Source organism: Stutzerimonas stutzeri (genome assembly GCF_002909485.1).
Lineage (GTDB): Bacteria > Pseudomonadota > Gammaproteobacteria > Pseudomonadales > Pseudomonadaceae > Stutzerimonas > Stutzerimonas stutzeri_AH.
Map to the genome: position 1 here is coordinate 16,744 of NZ_PPXG01000008.1, position 16,853 is coordinate 33,596.

At 64.3% G+C, this 16,853-nt stretch carries 16 protein-coding genes; 8 read left to right on the forward strand and 8 right to left on the reverse strand.

Annotation, left to right across the window (positions count from 1 at the left end; all coding sequences use genetic code 11):
• Nucleotide 1 precedes the first annotated feature (1 nt).
• The 3 genes from CXK91_RS18030 to CXK91_RS18040 form a co-directional block, all read right to left on the reverse strand.
• Nucleotides 2–874, reverse strand: a complete 873-nt coding sequence (locus tag CXK91_RS18030) for a triphosphoribosyl-dephospho-CoA synthase (protein ID WP_103457451.1) — start codon at nt 872–874, stop codon at nt 2–4.
• The gene (mdcA, locus tag CXK91_RS18035; protein ID WP_103457452.1) at nt 874–2,541 is read right to left on the reverse strand and encodes a malonate decarboxylase subunit alpha; all 1,668 of its coding nucleotides are present in this window, start codon (nt 2,539–2,541) and stop codon (nt 874–876) included. The genes CXK91_RS18030 and mdcA overlap by 1 nt, the downstream gene beginning before the upstream one ends.
• A gap of 172 nt (nt 2,542–2,713) precedes the next feature.
• Nucleotides 2,714–3,478: an SDR family oxidoreductase gene (locus tag CXK91_RS18040; RefSeq protein ID WP_103457453.1), complete on the reverse strand. Its 765-nt coding sequence runs from the start codon at nt 3,476–3,478 to the stop codon at nt 2,714–2,716.
• Between the two features lie 224 nt (nt 3,479–3,702).
• On the opposite strand from CXK91_RS18040, the gene phnN reads away from it, so the two are divergent.
• A complete protein-coding gene (phnN, locus tag CXK91_RS18045) occupies nt 3,703–4,257 on the forward strand; it encodes a phosphonate metabolism protein/1,5-bisphosphokinase (PRPP-forming) PhnN (protein ID WP_103457454.1) in 555 nt (184 codons plus the stop codon).
• Between the two features lie 203 nt (nt 4,258–4,460).
• Here the strand turns inward: phnN and CXK91_RS18050 are convergent, their stop codons facing one another.
• Nucleotides 4,461–4,703 carry a hypothetical protein gene (locus CXK91_RS18050; RefSeq protein WP_103457455.1) on the reverse strand — a complete coding sequence of 81 codons (243 nt, stop codon included), beginning with the start codon at nt 4,701–4,703 and terminating at the stop codon, nt 4,461–4,463.
• A 71-nt stretch (nt 4,704–4,774) separates the two neighbouring features.
• Nucleotides 4,775–5,203: a DNA methylase gene (locus CXK91_RS18055; RefSeq protein ID WP_103457456.1), complete on the reverse strand. Its 429-nt coding sequence runs from the start codon at nt 5,201–5,203 to the stop codon at nt 4,775–4,777.
• A gap of 362 nt (nt 5,204–5,565) precedes the next feature.
• Between CXK91_RS18055 and CXK91_RS18060 the strand changes: the two genes are divergently transcribed.
• From CXK91_RS18060 to CXK91_RS18070, 3 genes are all read left to right on the forward strand, one after another.
• Nucleotides 5,566–6,519 (forward strand): TAXI family TRAP transporter solute-binding subunit, encoded by a 954-nt coding sequence (locus CXK91_RS18060; protein WP_103457457.1) that lies wholly within the window; start codon nt 5,566–5,568, stop codon nt 6,517–6,519.
• A 137-nt stretch (nt 6,520–6,656) separates the two neighbouring features.
• The gene (locus CXK91_RS18065; protein ID WP_103457458.1) at nt 6,657–8,681 is read left to right on the forward strand and encodes a TRAP transporter permease; all 2,025 of its coding nucleotides are present in this window, start codon (nt 6,657–6,659) and stop codon (nt 8,679–8,681) included.
• Entirely contained in the window at nt 8,678–9,085 is a 408-nt protein-coding gene (locus CXK91_RS18070) for a DUF1850 domain-containing protein (protein ID WP_015275110.1), read from the forward strand. Before CXK91_RS18065 ends, CXK91_RS18070 begins: the two co-directional genes overlap by 4 nt.
• Before the next feature lie 965 nt (nt 9,086–10,050).
• Here the strand turns inward: CXK91_RS18070 and CXK91_RS18075 are convergent.
• The 3 genes from CXK91_RS18075 to CXK91_RS18085 all read right to left on the reverse strand — a co-directional run bounded on the left by CXK91_RS18075 (nt 10,051) and on the right by CXK91_RS18085 (nt 13,227).
• Nucleotides 10,051–10,773 carry a ferritin-like domain-containing protein gene (locus CXK91_RS18075; protein ID WP_103457459.1) on the reverse strand — a complete coding sequence of 241 codons (723 nt, stop codon included), beginning with the start codon at nt 10,771–10,773 and terminating at the stop codon, nt 10,051–10,053.
• Nucleotides 10,774–10,783: 10 nt separating this feature from the next.
• Entirely contained in the window at nt 10,784–11,953 is a 1,170-nt protein-coding gene (locus CXK91_RS18080) for a hypothetical protein (protein ID WP_103457460.1), read from the reverse strand.
• A 215-nt stretch (nt 11,954–12,168) separates the two neighbouring features.
• On the reverse strand, nt 12,169–13,227 hold the full coding sequence (locus CXK91_RS18085; RefSeq protein WP_103457461.1) for an aminopeptidase: 1,059 nt from the start codon (nt 13,225–13,227) through the stop codon (nt 12,169–12,171).
• Nucleotides 13,228–13,375: 148 nt separating this feature from the next.
• Here CXK91_RS18085 and CXK91_RS18090 point away from each other — a divergent pair, with 148 nt between their 5' ends.
• From CXK91_RS18090 to CXK91_RS18105, 4 genes are all read left to right on the forward strand, one after another.
• Nucleotides 13,376–13,801 carry a hypothetical protein gene (locus CXK91_RS18090; RefSeq protein ID WP_103457462.1) on the forward strand — a complete coding sequence of 142 codons (426 nt, stop codon included), beginning with the start codon at nt 13,376–13,378 and terminating at the stop codon, nt 13,799–13,801.
• A gap of 94 nt (nt 13,802–13,895) precedes the next feature.
• Nucleotides 13,896–14,309: a hypothetical protein gene (locus CXK91_RS18095; protein ID WP_103457463.1), complete on the forward strand. Its 414-nt coding sequence runs from the start codon at nt 13,896–13,898 to the stop codon at nt 14,307–14,309.
• 40 nt (nt 14,310–14,349) lie between these two features.
• Nucleotides 14,350–15,348, forward strand: coding sequence for an LLM class flavin-dependent oxidoreductase (locus CXK91_RS18100; protein WP_103457464.1), 999 nt, complete (start codon nt 14,350–14,352; stop codon nt 15,346–15,348).
• 124 nt (nt 15,349–15,472) lie between these two features.
• Nucleotides 15,473–16,837 (forward strand): cation:proton antiporter, encoded by a 1,365-nt coding sequence (locus tag CXK91_RS18105; RefSeq protein WP_103457675.1) that lies wholly within the window; start codon nt 15,473–15,475, stop codon nt 16,835–16,837.
• The last annotated feature ends 16 nt before the right edge of the window (nt 16,838–16,853 follow it).

The following is a 16,853-nucleotide window of genomic DNA, read 5'->3' on the forward strand; positions in this document are numbered from 1 at the left end:
TTCAGTTGCTCCCAGTCGGCGCCGGCGCATGCGGCGCCAGACGGTCGAGGAAAAGGGTGGCGGCCAGGAGGTCGGCGGCGCCGCCCGGCGAGGCGTTGAGGGCGAGCATGTCGCGATCGAGCAGGCGCAGCTGGCGACGACCGGCGAGGCTGGCGGCACCACCGGCTTCGAGCACGGCGCGGGCTCCGGCCTGCATGCGGGTGAGCCCTTCCAGACCGGCGCGATGCAGCACGCAGGTGTCGGTCAGGCTGCTCATGATCGCCAGCAGTGCATCGAGCCTGGCGTTCTGCTCGCCGGCGCCGGCGCGGCGACTGGCCAGCAGCTGCGGCAAGCCGTGCTCGATGACTGCGGGAAAGCCGTATTGGGCCTGTTCGCGGGCGCCGAGCACGCCGTAGCGGCGGCAGACCCGCGCGCCATGGCTGTCCGGGTTATGCGGCGCAGCCGGATCGTTCAGCCGCGCCAGGGCGGCCGCGCCGGCGGCAATCTCGCCAGCCGAAGCGCCGCTTTCCAGCATCGCCGCCGCGCTGAGCAGCCCCAGCGCCCAGATCGCGCCGCGATGGGTATTGACCCCGGCGGTGACGCGCAGCATCTCCGCTTCACCGTCGCGGCCCAGTTGGCCGAGGGTTTCACGCAGCGCCTGGCTGACCCGACCTTCGATCCGCGCCGCATCGGCCATAGCGGCGAAGGCCGGCCACAGCGACTGCGCCGAGGCGTGCATCAGCCCCAGATGCAGGTCCTGATGGGCGCCACTGCCGCGCCGGTCGACCAGCCCCGGCTTGGGCGACAGATCGGCCTCGTCGACCAGTGCCTGCACCGCCAGATCGGCCAGGCGCTCGGCCGCGGACGGCGCCTGTCGTGCAATGAGTGCGCTCATCACCAGCTCCTGAACTTGGCAGGCGGGTTGTAGAGGCCGCCGGACCAGTCGACCAGTTCGGCGATGCTCTTGGCAGCGAGCAATTCACGAGACGCGTCGTTTCGACGGATGCCGAGGTCTTCCGGCAGCGCAATCAGCCCTTCGCGGCGCATGCGCTCGGTGTCTTTCGGGTTGTGCCGCAGGCCGATGCTGGTGACGCCGGCCACCGCGGCGATCATCGCCTGGCGTTCCTCCAGCGAGCGCGCCTTGTACAGGTAGGCGATGCCTTCCTCGGTGAGCAGATGGGTGACGTCGTCGCCGTAGATCATGATCGGCGCCAGCGGCATGCCGCTCTTCTTCGCCACCTCGACCGCATCGAGCTGCTCGACGAAGGTGGGTTTGCCGCCCTCCTGGAAGGTCTCGACCATCTGCACCACGAGCTTCTTGCCGCGTTCGAGCATGGTCACCGGGGCTTCGCCGCCGGGCATGGCCATATCAAGCCAGGCCGGCGTGGGATGGCGACGACCGCGCGGATCGTGGCCCATGTTCGGCGCGCCGCCGAAACCGGCCAGGCGCCCGCGGGTGACGGTGGAGGAATGGCCGTCGCCATCCACCTGCAGGGTCGCGCCGATGAACAGGTCCACCGCGTACTGCCCGGCCAGCTGGCACATCATGCGATTCGAACGCATGGAGCCGTCGCGGCCGGTGAAGAACACGTCCGGGCGCTGGGCGATGTAATTCTCCATGCCTAGCTCCGTGCCGAAGCAGTGCACGCTCTGGACCCAGCCGGTCTCGATCGCAGGAATCAGCGTCGGGTGCGGGTTGAGCGTCCAGTTGCGGCAGATCTTGCCTTTCAGGCCGAGGGATTCGCCATAGCTCGGCAGGATCAGCTCGATGGCGGCGGTGTTGAAACCGATGCCGTGGTTGAGCGACTGCACGTTGTGTTTTTCGTAGATGCCGCGGATCGCCATCATCGCCATCAAGACGTGCACTGGCTTGATATGGCGAGGGTCGCGGGTGAACAACGGCTCGATATAGAACGGCTTGTCGGCCACCACGACGAAGTCGACCCAGCTGGCCGGGATATCTACCCGCGGCAGCTCGTCGACGATCTCGTTGACCTGGAAGATGACGATGCCGTCGCTGAAGGCGGTCGGCTCGACCAGCGCCGGGGTGTCCTCGGTGCTCGGCCCGGTGTAGATATTGCCGTGGCGGTCGGCCTGAAAGCCGGCCACCAGCGCGACATTGGGGATCAGGTCCACCAAGAGGCGCGAATAGAGTTCGATGTAGGTGTGGATGGCGCCGACTTCCAGCAGGCCGTCTTCGAGCAGCTGGCTGATGCGCAGGCTTTGCGGGCCGGCGAAGGAGAAGTCGAGCTTGCGCGCGATCTGCCGCTCGAACAGATCCAGGTGCTCGGCGCGGCTGACGCTGGGCATGATCATGTGCAGGTCGTGCAGCTTGCCGGGGTCGACCTGGGCCAGGGAGCGAGAGAGAAAATCCGCCTGCTTCTGGTTGTTGCCCTCGAGCACCACCCGATCACCGGGGGCGATCAGCGCTTCGAGCGCCGCGACGATCTTGTCGCTCGGCAACACCACGCCATTGGCGAGGTTGCGCACCTGATCGAGACGCCGGGCTTTTTCAGCGCGACGACGCGACCACTGCGGCGGTGGGGATATTGTTGTTGTCATGCTGACTCCACAGTTTTCCGCTTTGTGGAGCGCACAGTAGGGACGTGACCGAAGAGTCATCAATCAAGCAGCGGGCACAATCGTTACGCCTAGGTTAACGATGCGTCTGAACGGCCGGTTTGCGGGGATGCAGCAGGCGCGGCGCGTTGCACGCCGCGCCTCTTGGAGCCGATTACTTGTCGCGATTGATGTTGAACGGCGACCAGGCCTGACGGGTGGGCATCACTTCCAGGCGGTTGATGTTGATGTGATCCGGCAAGGTGGCGACGTAGAAGATCTGCTCGGCGATGTCCTCGGCGGTCAGCGGCGTGGTGCCGCGGTACAGCCGGTCGCTGGCGTCCTGATCGCCCTTGGTGCGGACCAGGGTGAATTCGGTTTCGGCCATACCCGGGGCGATGTCGGTGACGCGCACGCCGGTGCCGAGCAGATCGCAGCGCAGGTTGTAACCGAACTGCTCGACGAAGGCCTTGGTCGCGCCATAGACGTGGCCGCCCGGATAAGGCCAATGGCCGGCCACCGAGCCGATATTGACGATGCTGGCGCCCTTGCCCGTTTCGATCAGCGTCGGCAGCAGCGTGTGGGTGACGTTGACCAGGCCGGTAATGTTGGTATCGATCATGGTGTGCCAATCGGCGAGATCGACCTGCTGCGCAGGCTGTGGCGCCAGGGCCAGGCCGGCATTGTTGACCAGGCAATCGATCTGGCGGAATTCGGCGGGCAGCTGTTCAACCACATCCTTGACCGCGCCGGCGTGGCGCACGTCGAGGGTAGCGATGTGCACCGGCACCTTGCTCGACAGCTCGGCCTGCAGCTCTTCCAGGCGCTCGCTGCGACGGCCAGTGAGCACCAGTGCCCAGCCAGCCTCGGCGAAACGGCGGGCGGTGGCGCGGCCAAAGCCGGAGGTGGCGCCGGTGATGAATACGATCTTCTGTTTCATGCTCTTCCTCTTTCTCTTCAATGCCTGGCCGTCGTGTAGGCGACGCGGCAGCACGGGGCGCGGTAATGCCGTCAGCTTAGGGGCCCGATCCGTCGGGGCAAAGAGCCGCGTGCATGGATCGATGCTGAATGTTCCGCCATACGGGCACCCGTTACGACACCGGACATCCCAGGCTCGCCTTATACTGGCAGCCCCTCGCTACCTACCAAAACTCTGGAGCCCCCATGCAAGGCCGCTTGATCTATCTGATCGGGCCATCCGGCGCCGGCAAAGACAGCCTGCTCGACGCCGCACGCCCGGCTTTAGCCGAGCGCCGCGTCCGCGTTGCGCGACGGGTGATCACCCGTTCTGCAGAGGCCACCGGCGAAGCCGCACAGGCGGTCACGCCGGCGGAGTTCGAACGTCTCGAAGCGCAACACGCCTTTGCCCTCAGCTGGCGCGCCAACGGTCTGGCCTATGGCATACCAGTGCAGATCGACGACTGGCTGGCGGCCGGCGAGCATGTGCTGGTCAACGGCTCGCGCGGTTATCTACCACAGGCGCGGCAGCGTTACCCGGACCTGCTCGCGGTATTGCTCAGCGTCGAGCAGGACGTGCTGCGCCGGCGCCTGCAAGCGCGCGGGCGGGAAACCGACCAACAGATCGAATCGCGACTGGCGCGCAACGCACTGTTCGCTGGCGAGCTGGACGACTACATCCGCCTGGATAACTCCACACCGATCGAGGAGAGCGTGGGGCACCTGCTGGCCTTGATCGATGAACACCTGCGATCACGCTGAGCTGGCGCACATTGGTGGGCTGAAGCCCACCCTACGGGCGGAAGCGCGCAGCGCCGCCCGGCCAGCCTGGAAGACGATGGTGGGTGCGTTGTAGGGTGGGCTTCAGCCCGCCGATTTACAGTGCCAAGGACGCAATCGCCGGCAGACATCTATGTGAGGCGGCTTCAGCGTTCGATATGCAGGCCCGGAAAATGTCGGCCAACTCACCGCCCCGGCTGCGGACGGAACCCCGGCACGCTACTTGGGCGTTCGACCCGAGCGGCAGGCATGGTGCAATTGAGGTCGCGGAAGGGGCGGCCATCCAGTTGCTCCCAGCCGTCACCCGGGGAGGTCTGGCGGCAGATGATGGTGCCGTCGAGCTTGCTCTGCCACTGATAATAGGGTGCCGGCGCGGCGCTGGCCGCGATGGGCAGGAACAGGCTGAGAACGAGCAGAAAGATGCGCATGGCGGACTTCGACGTAGCGATGGCGTCACTGTAACCGTTCGGTTGGCCATGGCAAGCGCCGTCCGGCGCGCTCAGTACCAGACCTTCACCGCCTCGCGCATGAAGATTTCCACGGTCTTCGGCCCGACACCTTCGAACGATTGCAGGCGCTTTTCCACGTCGACGCGTGTCTCGCCAAGTTCACGCAGGCGGCCCAGCCTGCCGTCGTACTCCGTTTCGAGCTTCTCGCAGAGCTTGAGCAGACGCGCAGCGGTGGATTCGTCATAGCGCACGTAGCGGGCCTGGCCAAGCAGTTGTACCAGCCGGCGCTGGCCGGCACCTCCGAGCCTGCGCGGCGTATCAAGGCCATGGCGCTCGACCAGCATCCGGTAAGCCTCAGCAGCAATGTCGCGCTGGATGCGCTTGCCGAACAGAAAGCTAGCAATGAGCCACTTGAACAGCTCACCCTCGCCCCGCGCCACATCGATGCCCAAGTCCTTCGCGCTTATCGGCTCAGCCATCCAGCTCTCCTCTTTCTGCCTGCTCATTCGAAGGCTGCCATCACCCAAGGTTCGCGCCGGCATGAGCGAGATACCGCCGATTATCTTGAGGCGATAGGCGGATTATTGCCGATCAGCGTTTTCAGGACGCCATAGAGGCCTGATATAGAGCCTCCGCACGGCATGGCACGGCTTCTGCTAATGGCAATGTGCTCGATGCCATTCCAACGACAAGAAGAGCTGCCAGCGATATCCACCTGCCGGGATGCCTTTCCCGCCGTCATCGCCCCTCCGCTTGTTCGTTTGGCGCGTTCCTCGAACGCGGCATCGTCTATCGTCATCCATGCTGCGTAAGCCAATAACAACGAAACGGAGATCCACCCATGAGACTGACCAAACGCCTGGGCCTGCTTGCTGCCGCTGCGGCTTTCACCGCCAGCACTGCAGCCGTCGCTGCGCCGACCTTCATCAATATCCTCACCGGCGGCACCAGCGGTGTGTACTACCCGATCGGCGTCGCCCTGTCGCAGCAGTACAACAAGATCGACGGCGCCAAGACCTCGGTACAGGCGACCAAGGCTTCGGTGGAAAACCTCAACCTGCTGCAGGCCGGTCGTGGTGAGCTGGCCTTCTCGCTGGGTGACTCGGTGGAAGATGCCTGGAACGGTGTCGAGGACGCCGGTTTCAAAGCCCCGCTCAAGCGCCTGCGCGCCATTGCCGGCACCTACAACAACTACATTCAGATCGTCGCCAGCCAGGAATCGGGCATCAAGACCCTGGAAGACCTGAAGGGCAAGCGCATCTCCGTCGGCGCGCCGAAATCCGGCACCGAGCTGAACGCCCGCGCGATCTTCAAGGCCGCCGGTCTGGACTACAAGGACATGGGCCGCGTCGAGTTCCTGCCCTACGCCGAGTCGGTCGAGCTGATCAAGAACCGTCAGCTGGACGCCACCCTACAGTCCTCGGGCCTGGGCATGGCCGCTATCCGCGACCTGGCCAGCACCATGCCGGTGACCTTCGTCGAGATCCCGGCCGAAGTGGTCGAGAAGATCGCCAGTGACGCCTACCTGGCTGGCGTGATTCCGGCCGGCACCTACGACGGCCAGGACGCCGACGTACCGACCGTGGCCATCACCAACATCCTGGTGACCCACGAGAAGGTCTCCGATGAAGTGGCTTACCAGATGACCAAGCTGATGTTCGACAACCTGTCGGCTCTGGGCAACGCTCACTCCGCGGCCAAGGACATCAAGCTGGAAAACGCCACCCAGAACCTGCCGATTCCGCTGCACCCGGGTGCAGAGCGCTTCTACAAGGAAGCCGGGGTTATCAAGTAACCCAGCGCTGACCGACGAGCTGGATCAGGCCCTGGCGCCTGCTCCAGCCCGCTCCTTGTACAAGCAGGCTTGCCTGCGCTGCCTCGTCGGCAAGCCTGCTTCTACAGGCATCCCCTTGCAGTGAGAGAGTGATTCCCATGAGCGAAAGCCAAGGGCTGCACGCCAGCCCCAGCGAATGGCCGAGGGCGCTGTTCTACGTCGCCCTGCTGTTCTCCATCTACCAGATCGTCACCGCCGCCTTTCACCCGGTATCCAGCCAGGTGCTGCGGGCCGGTCACGTCGGCTTCCTGTTGCTGCTGGTGTTCCTCTGCTACCCGGCGCGTGGCAACGGCAAGCCGTTTCAGCCAGTGGCCTGGGTGCTCGGCCTGGCCGGTTTCGCCACCTTCTTCTACCAGTGGTATTTCGAAGCCGATCTGATCCAGCGCTCCGGCGACATGACCACTGCCGACATGGTGGTGGGCCTGACGCTGATCGTGCTGGTGTTCGAGGCGGCACGCAGGGTCATGGGCATCGCCCTGCCGATCATCTGCGGACTGTTCCTGGCCTACGGACTGTTCGGCGAGTACCTGCCGGGCGAGCTGGCGCACCGCGGCTACTACCTGGACCAGATCGTCAACCAGCTGTCGTTCGGTACCGAAGGCCTGTACGGCACGCCAACCTATGTCTCGGCGACCTACATCTTCCTGTTCATCCTGTTCGGCTCGTTCCTTGAGCAGGCGGGGATGATCAAGCTGTTCACCGACTTCGCCATGGGCCTGTTTGGCCACAAGCTCGGCGGCCCGGCCAAGGTGTCGGTGGTGTCCTCGGCATTGATGGGCACCATCACCGGCTCCGGCGTGGCCAACGTGGTCACCACCGGCCAGTTCACCATTCCGCTGATGAAGCGCTTCGGCTATCGCCCGGCCTTCGCCGGCGGCGTCGAGGCCACGTCCTCGATGGGCAGCCAGATCATGCCGCCGGTGATGGGCGCGGTGGCCTTTATCATGGCCGAGACCATCAACGTGCCCTTCGTCGAGATCGCCAAGGCCGCGCTGATTCCGGCGCTGCTCTACTTCGGCTCGGTGTTCTGGATGGTCCATCTTGAAGCCAAGCGGGCCGGTCTCAGGGGGCTGCCAAAGGACGAATGTCCGAGTGCCTGGGCCGCAGTGAAGGAGCGCTGGTACCTGCTGATCCCGCTGGTGGTGCTGGTCTGGCTGCTGTTCTCCGGGCGCACGCCAATGTTCGCCGGTACCATTGGTCTGGCGCTGACGGCAATCGTCATCCTCGGTTCGGCGATCATCCTCAAGGTCTCCAGCTTCGCCTTGCGCATAGCCTTCTGGATCGCGCTCGGACTGCTCTGCGCCGGTTTCTTCCAGCTCGGTATCGGGGTGATCTTCGCGGTCATCGCGGCGCTGGTAGCGGTGTGCTGGTTCATCAAGGGCGGGCGCGACACCCTGGTCATTTGCCTGCATGCGCTGGTCGAAGGCGCACGCCATGCGGTGCCGGTGGGTATCGCCTGCGCCCTGGTCGGCGTGATCATCGGCGTGGTCTCGCTGACCGGCGTGGCCTCAACCTTTGCCGGCTACATCCTGGCCGTCGGCGAGAACAACCTGTTCCTCTCGCTGATCCTGACCATGCTGACCTGCCTGATACTAGGCATGGGCATCCCGACCATCCCCAACTACATCATCACCAGCTCGATCGCCGCACCAGCGCTGCTGGACCTGGGCGTGCCGCTGATCGTCTCGCACATGTTCGTCTTCTACTTCGGCATCATGGCCGACCTCACGCCGCCGGTGGCGCTGGCCTGCTTTGCTGCCGCACCGATCGCCAAGGAAAAGGGCCTGAAGATCAGCATGTGGGCCATCCGTATCGCCATTGCCGGATTCATCGTGCCGTTCATGGCGGTGTACAACCCGGCGCTGATGATGCAGGGCGGCGACTGGGGCGCAACGCTGTACATGCTGTTCAAGGCAGCCTTCGCCGTCGGCCTGTGGGGCGCGGTGTTCACCGGTTATCTGCAGCGACCCATGGCCCTGTGGGAGAAGGTACTGGCCTTCGCCGCGGCCGCCTCGATGGTACTGGCGATGCCGATCAGCGATGAAATCGGCTTCGGGCTGGGCGCGCTGTTTCTTATCCAGCATTTCTGGCGCGCCCGTCGTGCCGAGCCGGCGGCGGCGTGATCGGTCTGTGCCTGGGGCTGGCCGGCGTGGTGTGGGCCGAAGTGCCCACGCCCGCCTTCACCCTGGCGTGGAACCACACCATCGAGAAGATCCGCTGGGAAGAGGATTACCGCGTGACGCCGGACGGGCTGCTGCTCGGCGAAGCGCGGGTCAAGGGTTCTGGTGCCGGGATGGAAATCCCGGATGACGCCGAACTGCGCGACGGGGCCTGGCACTACCAGCGCCAGATGCCTGCGTTGCCACTCCTGCGCCTGGGGCGAACCCCCGAAGCAGGAGATTACCAACTGTGTTTTGACCAGCGTTGCCACGCGATGAGCGAATGGCTCGGCCCGCCAAAAGCGGACCAGCCGGCGCTGGAAGTCTGGGGCTGTACCGTGCAAACGGCGAGTGTCGGCAACGATTGACCGGCTCACCGGTGTTCGTTGAAGAGGGGTGTTCGCGCAGGCGGCACCCCTTTTTCTTTGGTCCTTCGATTGGTTCGAGGAAGTAACTGCAGCGATGGCTGGACTGGATGGATGCACGCTCAGATCGCATAACTATTTCCGAGCTGCTTGGAAGCTTAGTTTCGCCCTGCTGGGCGACCCACTTTTTCCAGTCGCGGAAAAAGTAGGCAAAAACGCTTGCCCCTCCATGCGGGTCTCGCTGCGCTCGACTTCCCTCATTCCATCGCCGCTCCGGGGGCCGGCGTACAAGGGCCATCCATGGCCCTTTACGCCTCTCGCGGCATCCATGCCGCTCACTCCCCTACGCAACGATTGCACTCGGCCTCCTGAAAGGGGCGAATGGTGTCGCCTGATGACTTGTGCGCAATAAAGCAAAGCAGATGATCGTACCGACTGTGCTGTGCGGGCGCGCCGTAGGGATTTTTCATGCCCGCAATGGAGAGCGCGAGGGTAAGCCCACGCGCAGAACTTGGAGCTTTGAAGCCATCAGCAACCGCCTAAACGCCGAACATCTGTTCTGTTTGTACGATCCACCAGGCGACTCCAAACGCCCCTTCAGGAGGGTGAACGAAGCCGTCGTGGAGAGGGGCGAGCCGCAGGGATGCGGCGAGAGCCGTAAAGGGCCATGGATGGCCCTTGTACGGCGACCCTCGGAGCGGCGGCGTAGTGAACGAACCCGGAGCGAAGCGCAGGGCCGGATGCAGGGGCAAGCGTTTTTGCTTACTTTTTTCGCGACTGAAAAAAGTGAGTCGCCCAGCAGGGCGAAACCATGTTTCCAGGCGACTCGCTAAGCGCCATGAAGCAAAGCCTGCCAGTCCGCCGCCAATATATTCGCCTTCACAAGACGACGAGGTAGCCATTCCCACCCATAAAAAAGACGCACCCCCCTTTCGGAATGTGCGCCAAAGCTACCCGCTTGCACGCGATTACTTGGTCTGCATGATCAGATCCCGTCGCATCAACGTCTTGATCTTCACCAGATGGTCATCTTCCTGGGTCTTCGCCTTGACGAAGCTGTCGGCGATGTTCGGATGGCCCGCCGCCTGCGCCAGCTCGATCAGCAACTCCCAGGCGGCGTTATCCGCCAGCTCCACCGTCAACAGTGCGTTGAGGCATTGATCGACATTGGTTCGCGGATCGGTCAGTACGTTGACGATGCCCAGCGCCATGGCCCCAACCACATCGGCGCAAGGCGTCTGCGACGTCGGGTCGGCGCCGAGGGTTTCGATGGCCTGATGCACCAGCATCATGTGCTCGTGCTCCTCGTCGCGGATATGCATCAGCATGTCGATCAGCGCCGAATCCGGCGTATCGAGGCCCTTGACCTTGGCGATCATCGCCTCATACAACCGCACGCCATTACGTTCGTAGGCCAGGCGCTCGCCGAGCTTGTCGAGGAACACCTCAGGGCTCTTGCCTCGCATCATATCGAAGCCGGTCTTGAGCATGCCCTTCGCCGAACCTGGTACCGGCACCGAGCCGATACGGTCGGCCTCGGCGGCGCGCTCGGCGCGTTCGACCAACATGCCGCGCTCATCGCCCGGCACATCCGGATGAATCTCATTGACGGCATCGAGCAGGCGTTTGGTGTCCTTCGGGGACATCTGTACGCCAGTAAAATTGGTACCCACTTTCGCTGCAGTAGCCATGGTCGTCTCCTCAGGAAGCCTTGCGCATCAGTTCGCCACCCGGCGCCCACTGGTAACCCGCCGAAACGATGTCCGAGGCGAGCCCTTCCGAGGCGAGGTGGTTGCGGTAATCAAGGGAAGATTGCGGTTCCTTGGCCTTGTCCACGTAGACCGGCCCGGCCGTACGCAGGTTGACCTCGGCGGCCAGCACCTGGCGAACGAACTCACGCTGGCTCTTGAACTCGACCATTTTTGGCAGCGGCCCGGCGAGAATCTCCGCCGGGTCGCGGCCTTCAAGCTTCTTGAACCATTCGCAGGCGACGTTGAGGTGGCCCAGTTCGTAATCGAGGAAGCGCTCCCAGATCGCCTTGATCCGCGGGTTGGTTTCCTGCTCGGCGCAGCTGGCGTACATGTAGACCTCCATCGCCTCATGCACCAGCCACTTCTCGATGTGGCTCTCGCTGGGATCGGAGAGTGAGCCGTACTGGGTCACGTGCTGCTCTTCCACCGAGGCGATCTCGGCATACAGCTGACGCGCCAGCGGGTCGGCGAACAGCGGGCCGATGTTCATGTAGTAGTCATGGGTCTGGTATTCCGCGCCGGTGATCAGCGCCGCGTGGATCTTGGTGATCAGCGCAGCGCTGTCCTTTTCGTAGTTGTCGCGGATGTCGTTTTCCGGGTGCCGGTGATGCTCGGATGTCTTGCGACCCGGGACGATGTCGGTATAGCCCTGCAGGATGTTGTTGGCATCCTTGCCCTCGAGGCGGTCGAGCATCGCCGAGTAGCGGTAAAGGTGGTCGAAATCCTCCAGCAGGCCGAAACGATAAGTCTGCGCCTGATAGGGATCGGGCTCGTTCTGTGCGACGGCGGCGGTCACCTCGATAGCGACCTGCTCGTAGGCCACAGTGGTTTCCAGGGGCGAGTGGTCGGCGCCGATCAGCCAGTTGATCATGGTGGCCTGGTGCTGCTCTGTGCGACGAATCTGAGCCAGCGGCAGACGCAGGTCCTTGTTGAAACGGGCGATGCCGTGGCTCAGACGAAGGGCGTCGGTCTCGACACCGTTCATGAGGATGATGCGCACACGGGTAAACGCATCGTCATCGAGCTTGCTGATCGGCTTGCCGGCCATCTCCTTCCATGTGAACTTCTGCTTCTCCAGTGGCGTGCCTTTGTTGTCGAAAATTCCGGAAATGGTCTCCATGGAGCCTCCGTTGTTATGCGTGGGTATCAGGCATAGGGGATCGCCGCCGGTTAAATCGGCGACCTGGTAAAAATGACCGGAGAGCTCAAAAAACGATTCGCACCGTTCAGCGGACAGGCGTATCGCTGCCGATGAACGGTATATCGGTGATTTTCGGCGCAAGAGCCATAACGGCGCGTAACGCCCACGGCAACAGGGCGCGCCGTTTCGCTTGTTCAGTCAGCCAGTTTCGAAAGCCTGGCTTCCCGCTCGTCGGCAGGCAGTTCCGAGAGTGTCGCGACCGCTTGGTGAAAGCGCACCCAGTCCCCCTCGCACTGCTCGAACAGCGCGGCGAAAGCCGGCACCCAGCGGTCGTACAGGCCGAACGGCAGCAGCGTGGCGTTGTTCAGCGGCTGGGCGAACCAGCGATCAAAGCGCGCATCGCCACCCCACTGCTCGTCACGCAGCGCCCGATAGCGCTGGCGCAGCGCGGTGAGCTCAGCCTGTTTGAGTGCACGCAACTCGGGTGCTGGCCGACTCGAGCCATACAGTCTGTCCAGGCGCTCGCGCGTGTCGAGCAGCAGCTGCACCAATTGCCGGTAGCGCGTCCGGCCCTGCTCATCCTGTTCCGGCAGCCCCTGGCTGGCACGCCACTGCCGCAGCCCCTCGCGCTCGACGAAGGTGGCGTAAGACTCGTTGAAGGCCGTGTCGCCGGGCAGATAAAGCTGCTGATGGGCCAGCTCGTGGAAGATCAATGCCGCCAGCTGCTCGTCGTTGCGCCGCAACATGGAGCTGAGCAGTGGATCGGCGAACCAGCCGAGGGTGGAATAGGCCTCGACCCCGGCGACGTGGGTATCCAGCCCGGCCTTGCGCAGCCGCGCCGCCTCGCCGCGTGCTGCACCCTGGCGAAAGTAGCCGCGATAGGCGACGCAGCCGGCGATGGGGAAGCAGTGCTCCAGCGGCTTTACCGAAAACTCCTCGGTGGCGAACAGATTCCACACAACATACGGCCGACCAAGCTCGGCGTAGAACCGATAGCTGCGATTGTCCGGCAGCCCCAGCGCCTGGCTGGCGAAGCTCCGAGCGGCGAGCACTCCGACCAGCCGCTCGCGCAGCACGGCATCACGCGACTCATCGGAGAGCAGCGCCTCGATCGGCTCACGCTGGCGTAACAGCTCGAACTGGCCCGCGGCGAGTTGGCCATAGTAGCTGCACCCATTCAGACAAACGGCAAGCAGCAAGGGAACCCAGCGCAAGTAGCGGTTGTCGATCAAGGCGGCGTTGGGCTTGGGCATCGGATGAACCGGTCAGTGGTCGGAGCTGGCGTCAGCGCGCGTAGCGCACCCTACAAAGGCCGTGCTGCCGATTGCAACCTGCGGCAGCCAATGGCTTCCTGAATCGATCCCTCGCCGGGCCCTGTGGTCGCCGGCTGGAGCTTTGTACATGCGCGGTCTCCTTCTTGTCCCCCTCCTCGCCAGCCTGACCGGCTGCGCGGCCATGATGCCTAAACCCGACCCCGAGCAGGCCTGGATCGACCTCAATCCGAACGGCGAAACCGAGCTGCAGGCCGTAGCCGTCGACGGTCGGACGCTGGAGGATCCACGCTATTTCCAGGTAACGCCCGGCAGTCGCAAGCTGGAGATGCGCTACCGCTTCGACGTCGACGGCGCCAACATCGGGCCGGGCAGCAACGCCCTCGCGCGAGACTGCAAACTGACCCTGGAATACGACAAGTTCACCGCTGGCGCGCGCTACCGCCTGGTGGCCGGCGGCTATGGCTTCCGCCCGTGGGCCAAGCTCTACGACCAGCATCAGTACGTCCTGGCGCGTGCCGAGGAAAAGGGCTGCGGCGACCTCGCCGGACGCTGAACCTGCGTTGAAATGCGCCGTCATTCGGCGCACCCTCGGTTGCATCGGTGAGGCGCCAGCGTGCCTCACCCAGCCATTCGCCGAGGATTCAATCATGCTTCATCGACTCACCCTCGCCCTGTTGGTCCTGGTGCTGGCCGGCTGTGCGGGGCCACTGCCGCAACCCGACCCAGCCATGGCCTGGGTCGACATGACCGCGCAGACCAGCGACATCTTCATGTCCGATCGCTTGGACAAGAAACGTACGCCCGACGGTCGCTACTTCCAGGTGCCGCCAGGCGCCCATGAACTCGAAGCGCGCTATGAATTCGAAGTCACAGGGGGCGCCTTTGGCCTGTTCGGCGAAACCCATACCATTCGCTGCACCCTGGTGATCCGCTACGACGATTTCCAGCCCGGCCAGCGCTACCTGTTCCAGGCCCGCTCGCTGGGCTTCACACCGCAAGGCTGGCTGCGCGATGAACAGCGCCACGTAGTGGCTGAGGCCCAGGCCGAACACTGCCGCTGAGCCCGCTCGCGCATAGCCGCTTTACGCCATGAGGTAAACGATGTCCCGCATTGCAAACACCCGTTTTTCCGCCCTCGACCTGGCCCCTATCCGCGATGACGGCACGCCCGCGGAGGCGCTGCACAACGCCCTGGCCCTGGCCCGGCACGTGGAAGCGCTCGATTTCGAGCGCTTCTGGGTCGCCGAACACCACAATATGGACGGCATCGCCAGCGCCGCCACCGCCGTGCTGATCGGCTACCTGGCCGCCAACACCACGCGCATCCGCCTCGGCGCCGGCGGCGTGATGCTGCCCAATCACGCACCGCTGGTCATCGCCGAACAGTTCGGCACGCTGGAAGCGCTCTACCCCGGCCGCATCGACCTCGGTCTTGGCCGTGCACCCGGTGCCGATCAGTTCACCGCCCACGCCCTGCGCCGCGACCGCATGGGCAGCGCCGACGACTTTCCCAAAGACGTCGAAGAGCTGGAGCTGCTCCTCGGCCCGCGCCAGCCCAATCAGCGCGTCATCGCCATGCCCGGTGTCGACAGCAACCTGCCGATCTGGCTGCTCGGCTCCAGCCTGTTCAGCGCCCAGCTGGCCGCGGCCAAGGGTTTGCCTTATGCCTTCGCCTCGCATTTCGCGCCGCGCTACATGCATCAGGCGATCAAGCTCTACCGCGATAACTTCAAGCCATCGGCGGTGCTCGACAAACCCTACGTGATGCTCGGCGTACCGCTGATCGCCGCGGACAGCGACGAGCGCGCCGAACATCTGGTGACCAGCGTCTACCTGCGCATCCTCTCACTGATCCGCGGCCAGAGCCTGGTGCTACGCCCACCCGTGGAGAGCATGCAGGGCCTGTGGTTGCCGCACGAACAGCAGGCGGTGGGAGACTTCCTCGGGCTGGCGCTGATTGGCGGGCCGGAAAAAGTTCGCGCACGCCTCGACGTGCTGCTGGAACAGACCCAAGCCGACGAGCTGATCTTCACCTGCGACCTGTACGAAACCGCCGACCGCCACCGCGCCTTCGAGATCGTCGCTGGGCTGCGTCAGTGATGCCCATGCCGCCACTCTGACCGGTGGCGGCCTTCCTCGGCCCCGGCGGCGAACCCTGCCGCCGGCTGCCGATCCAATGGCGCAACCCAAGGGTGCACCCCGCGCCTCGCCATCGGACAACCTGATGAATTTTCTCGAATGGATGGCCGTTCTCGGCGTCCTGTTGCTCATTCTCGCCCTGGCCTCGGCCTACCTGCGCTGGCTGCCGGTGACCACCTCGCTGATCTACCTCGGCTTCGGTCTGCTCATCGGTCAGCTCGGCGTGGGCCTGTGGGAGATGGAGTTCCTCCACATCGCCGGCTGGATGGAACACCTCACGGAGATCGCCGTGCTGGTGTCGCTGTTCGTCAGTGGGCTGAAACTGCGCATGCCGATGCGCCACCCGGCCTGGAAAAGCGCCTACATTCTCGCTGGCCCGGTGATGCTCGCCTGTATCGCGGGCGTGGCAGCGTTCTGTCATTACGCATTGGGGTTGCATTGGGGTATCGCCGTGTTGATCGGCGCGATCCTCGCCCCTACCGACCCGGTGCTGGCCAGCCTGGTGCAGGTCAACAACTCACGGGACAGCGATCACGTGCGCTACGGGCTGTCCGGCGAAGCCGGCTTTAACGACGGCACGGCCTTCCCTTTCGTGGTGTTCGGCCTGCTGCTGATCGAACAAGGCAGCATTACCTCCGGCTGGGTCGGCGAGTGGGCCTTACACCGTGTGCTCTGGGCCATACCGGCCGGGCTGGCACTGGGTTATCTGCTGGGACGGTTGATCGGCAAGCTGGCGATTTTCCTGCGGGCGCGGCATGCCGATACGTCCATGTCGCCCAACGACTCACTGGCGCTGGCGCTGATTGCGCTGGCCTATGTCGGCGCTGAACTGATCGGCGCCTGGGGCTTTCTTGCGGTGTTCGCCGCCGGGCTCGGCCTGCGCCATGCGGAAAAGGACGCCGCCAACGAATCGGAAACGCCCTCCGAAGAGCTGATCGCCCATGCTGTCCCGCACCTGGCCGAAGGCGGGCTGACGCCACGGGATTTGCCGCTGCAGGGGCAGAAGGTCGGCGAACCGAAAGTCGCCGCCGGCGTGATGATGGGCGACATCCTGACCTTTGGCGGCCAGCTGGAGCGCAGCCTGGAAGTGCTGCTGGTGACCATGCTCGGCGTGTTGGTCTCGGTGCACTGGGATTGGCGTGCAGTGCCATTGGCGCTGGCGCTGTTCGTGGTTATCCGGCCGCTCAGCGTATGGCTGCTGATGCCACGGCGCTATCTGGATCGCACCCAGTGCCTGACGGTGGGCTGGTTCGGCATTCGCGGCATCGGCAGCCTCTACTACCTGAGCTACGCGGTGACCCACGGCCTGCTGCCTTCCGAGACGGAAGCGCTTATTTCCCTGGTGATATCGGTGGTGGTGTTGAGCATCGTTGTGCACGGCCTAAGTACTCAGCCGCTGTTGCGACGCTACGAACGCAGCCGTGGCCATGCGCCCACCAGCCACCTTTGAAGCGGGCATCCCGGGC

Bases quoted from the DNA above. Each gene is read 5' to 3' on its own strand.
- CXK91_RS18080 (WP_103457460.1), bottom strand. From the start codon at position 11,953: ATGGAGACCATTTCCGGAATTTTCGACAACAAAGGCACGCCACTGGAG.
- CXK91_RS18100 (WP_103457464.1), top strand. From the start codon at position 14,350: ATGTCCCGCATTGCAAACACCCGTTTTTCCGCCCTCGACCTGGCCCCT.
- CXK91_RS18060 (WP_103457457.1), top strand. From the start codon at position 5,566: ATGAGACTGACCAAACGCCTGGGCCTGCTTGCTGCCGCTGCGGCTTTC.
- CXK91_RS18065 (WP_103457458.1), top strand. From the start codon at position 6,657: ATGAGCGAAAGCCAAGGGCTGCACGCCAGCCCCAGCGAATGGCCGAGG.
- CXK91_RS18055 (WP_103457456.1), bottom strand. From the start codon at position 5,203: ATGGCTGAGCCGATAAGCGCGAAGGACTTGGGCATCGATGTGGCGCGG.
- CXK91_RS18105 (WP_103457675.1), top strand. From the start codon at position 15,473: ATGAATTTTCTCGAATGGATGGCCGTTCTCGGCGTCCTGTTGCTCATT.
- CXK91_RS18030 (WP_103457451.1), bottom strand. From the start codon at position 874: ATGAGCGCACTCATTGCACGACAGGCGCCGTCCGCGGCCGAGCGCCTG.
- CXK91_RS18075 (WP_103457459.1), bottom strand. From the start codon at position 10,773: ATGGCTACTGCAGCGAAAGTGGGTACCAATTTTACTGGCGTACAGATG.
- mdcA (WP_103457452.1), bottom strand. From the start codon at position 2,541: ATGACAACAACAATATCCCCACCGCCGCAGTGGTCGCGTCGTCGCGCT.
- CXK91_RS18040 (WP_103457453.1), bottom strand. From the start codon at position 3,478: ATGAAACAGAAGATCGTATTCATCACCGGCGCCACCTCCGGCTTTGGC.
- phnN (WP_103457454.1), top strand. From the start codon at position 3,703: ATGCAAGGCCGCTTGATCTATCTGATCGGGCCATCCGGCGCCGGCAAA.
- CXK91_RS18050 (WP_103457455.1), bottom strand. From the start codon at position 4,703: ATGCGCATCTTTCTGCTCGTTCTCAGCCTGTTCCTGCCCATCGCGGCC.
- CXK91_RS18095 (WP_103457463.1), top strand. From the start codon at position 13,896: ATGCTTCATCGACTCACCCTCGCCCTGTTGGTCCTGGTGCTGGCCGGC.
- CXK91_RS18090 (WP_103457462.1), top strand. From the start codon at position 13,376: ATGCGCGGTCTCCTTCTTGTCCCCCTCCTCGCCAGCCTGACCGGCTGC.
- CXK91_RS18085 (WP_103457461.1), bottom strand. From the start codon at position 13,227: ATGCCCAAGCCCAACGCCGCCTTGATCGACAACCGCTACTTGCGCTGG.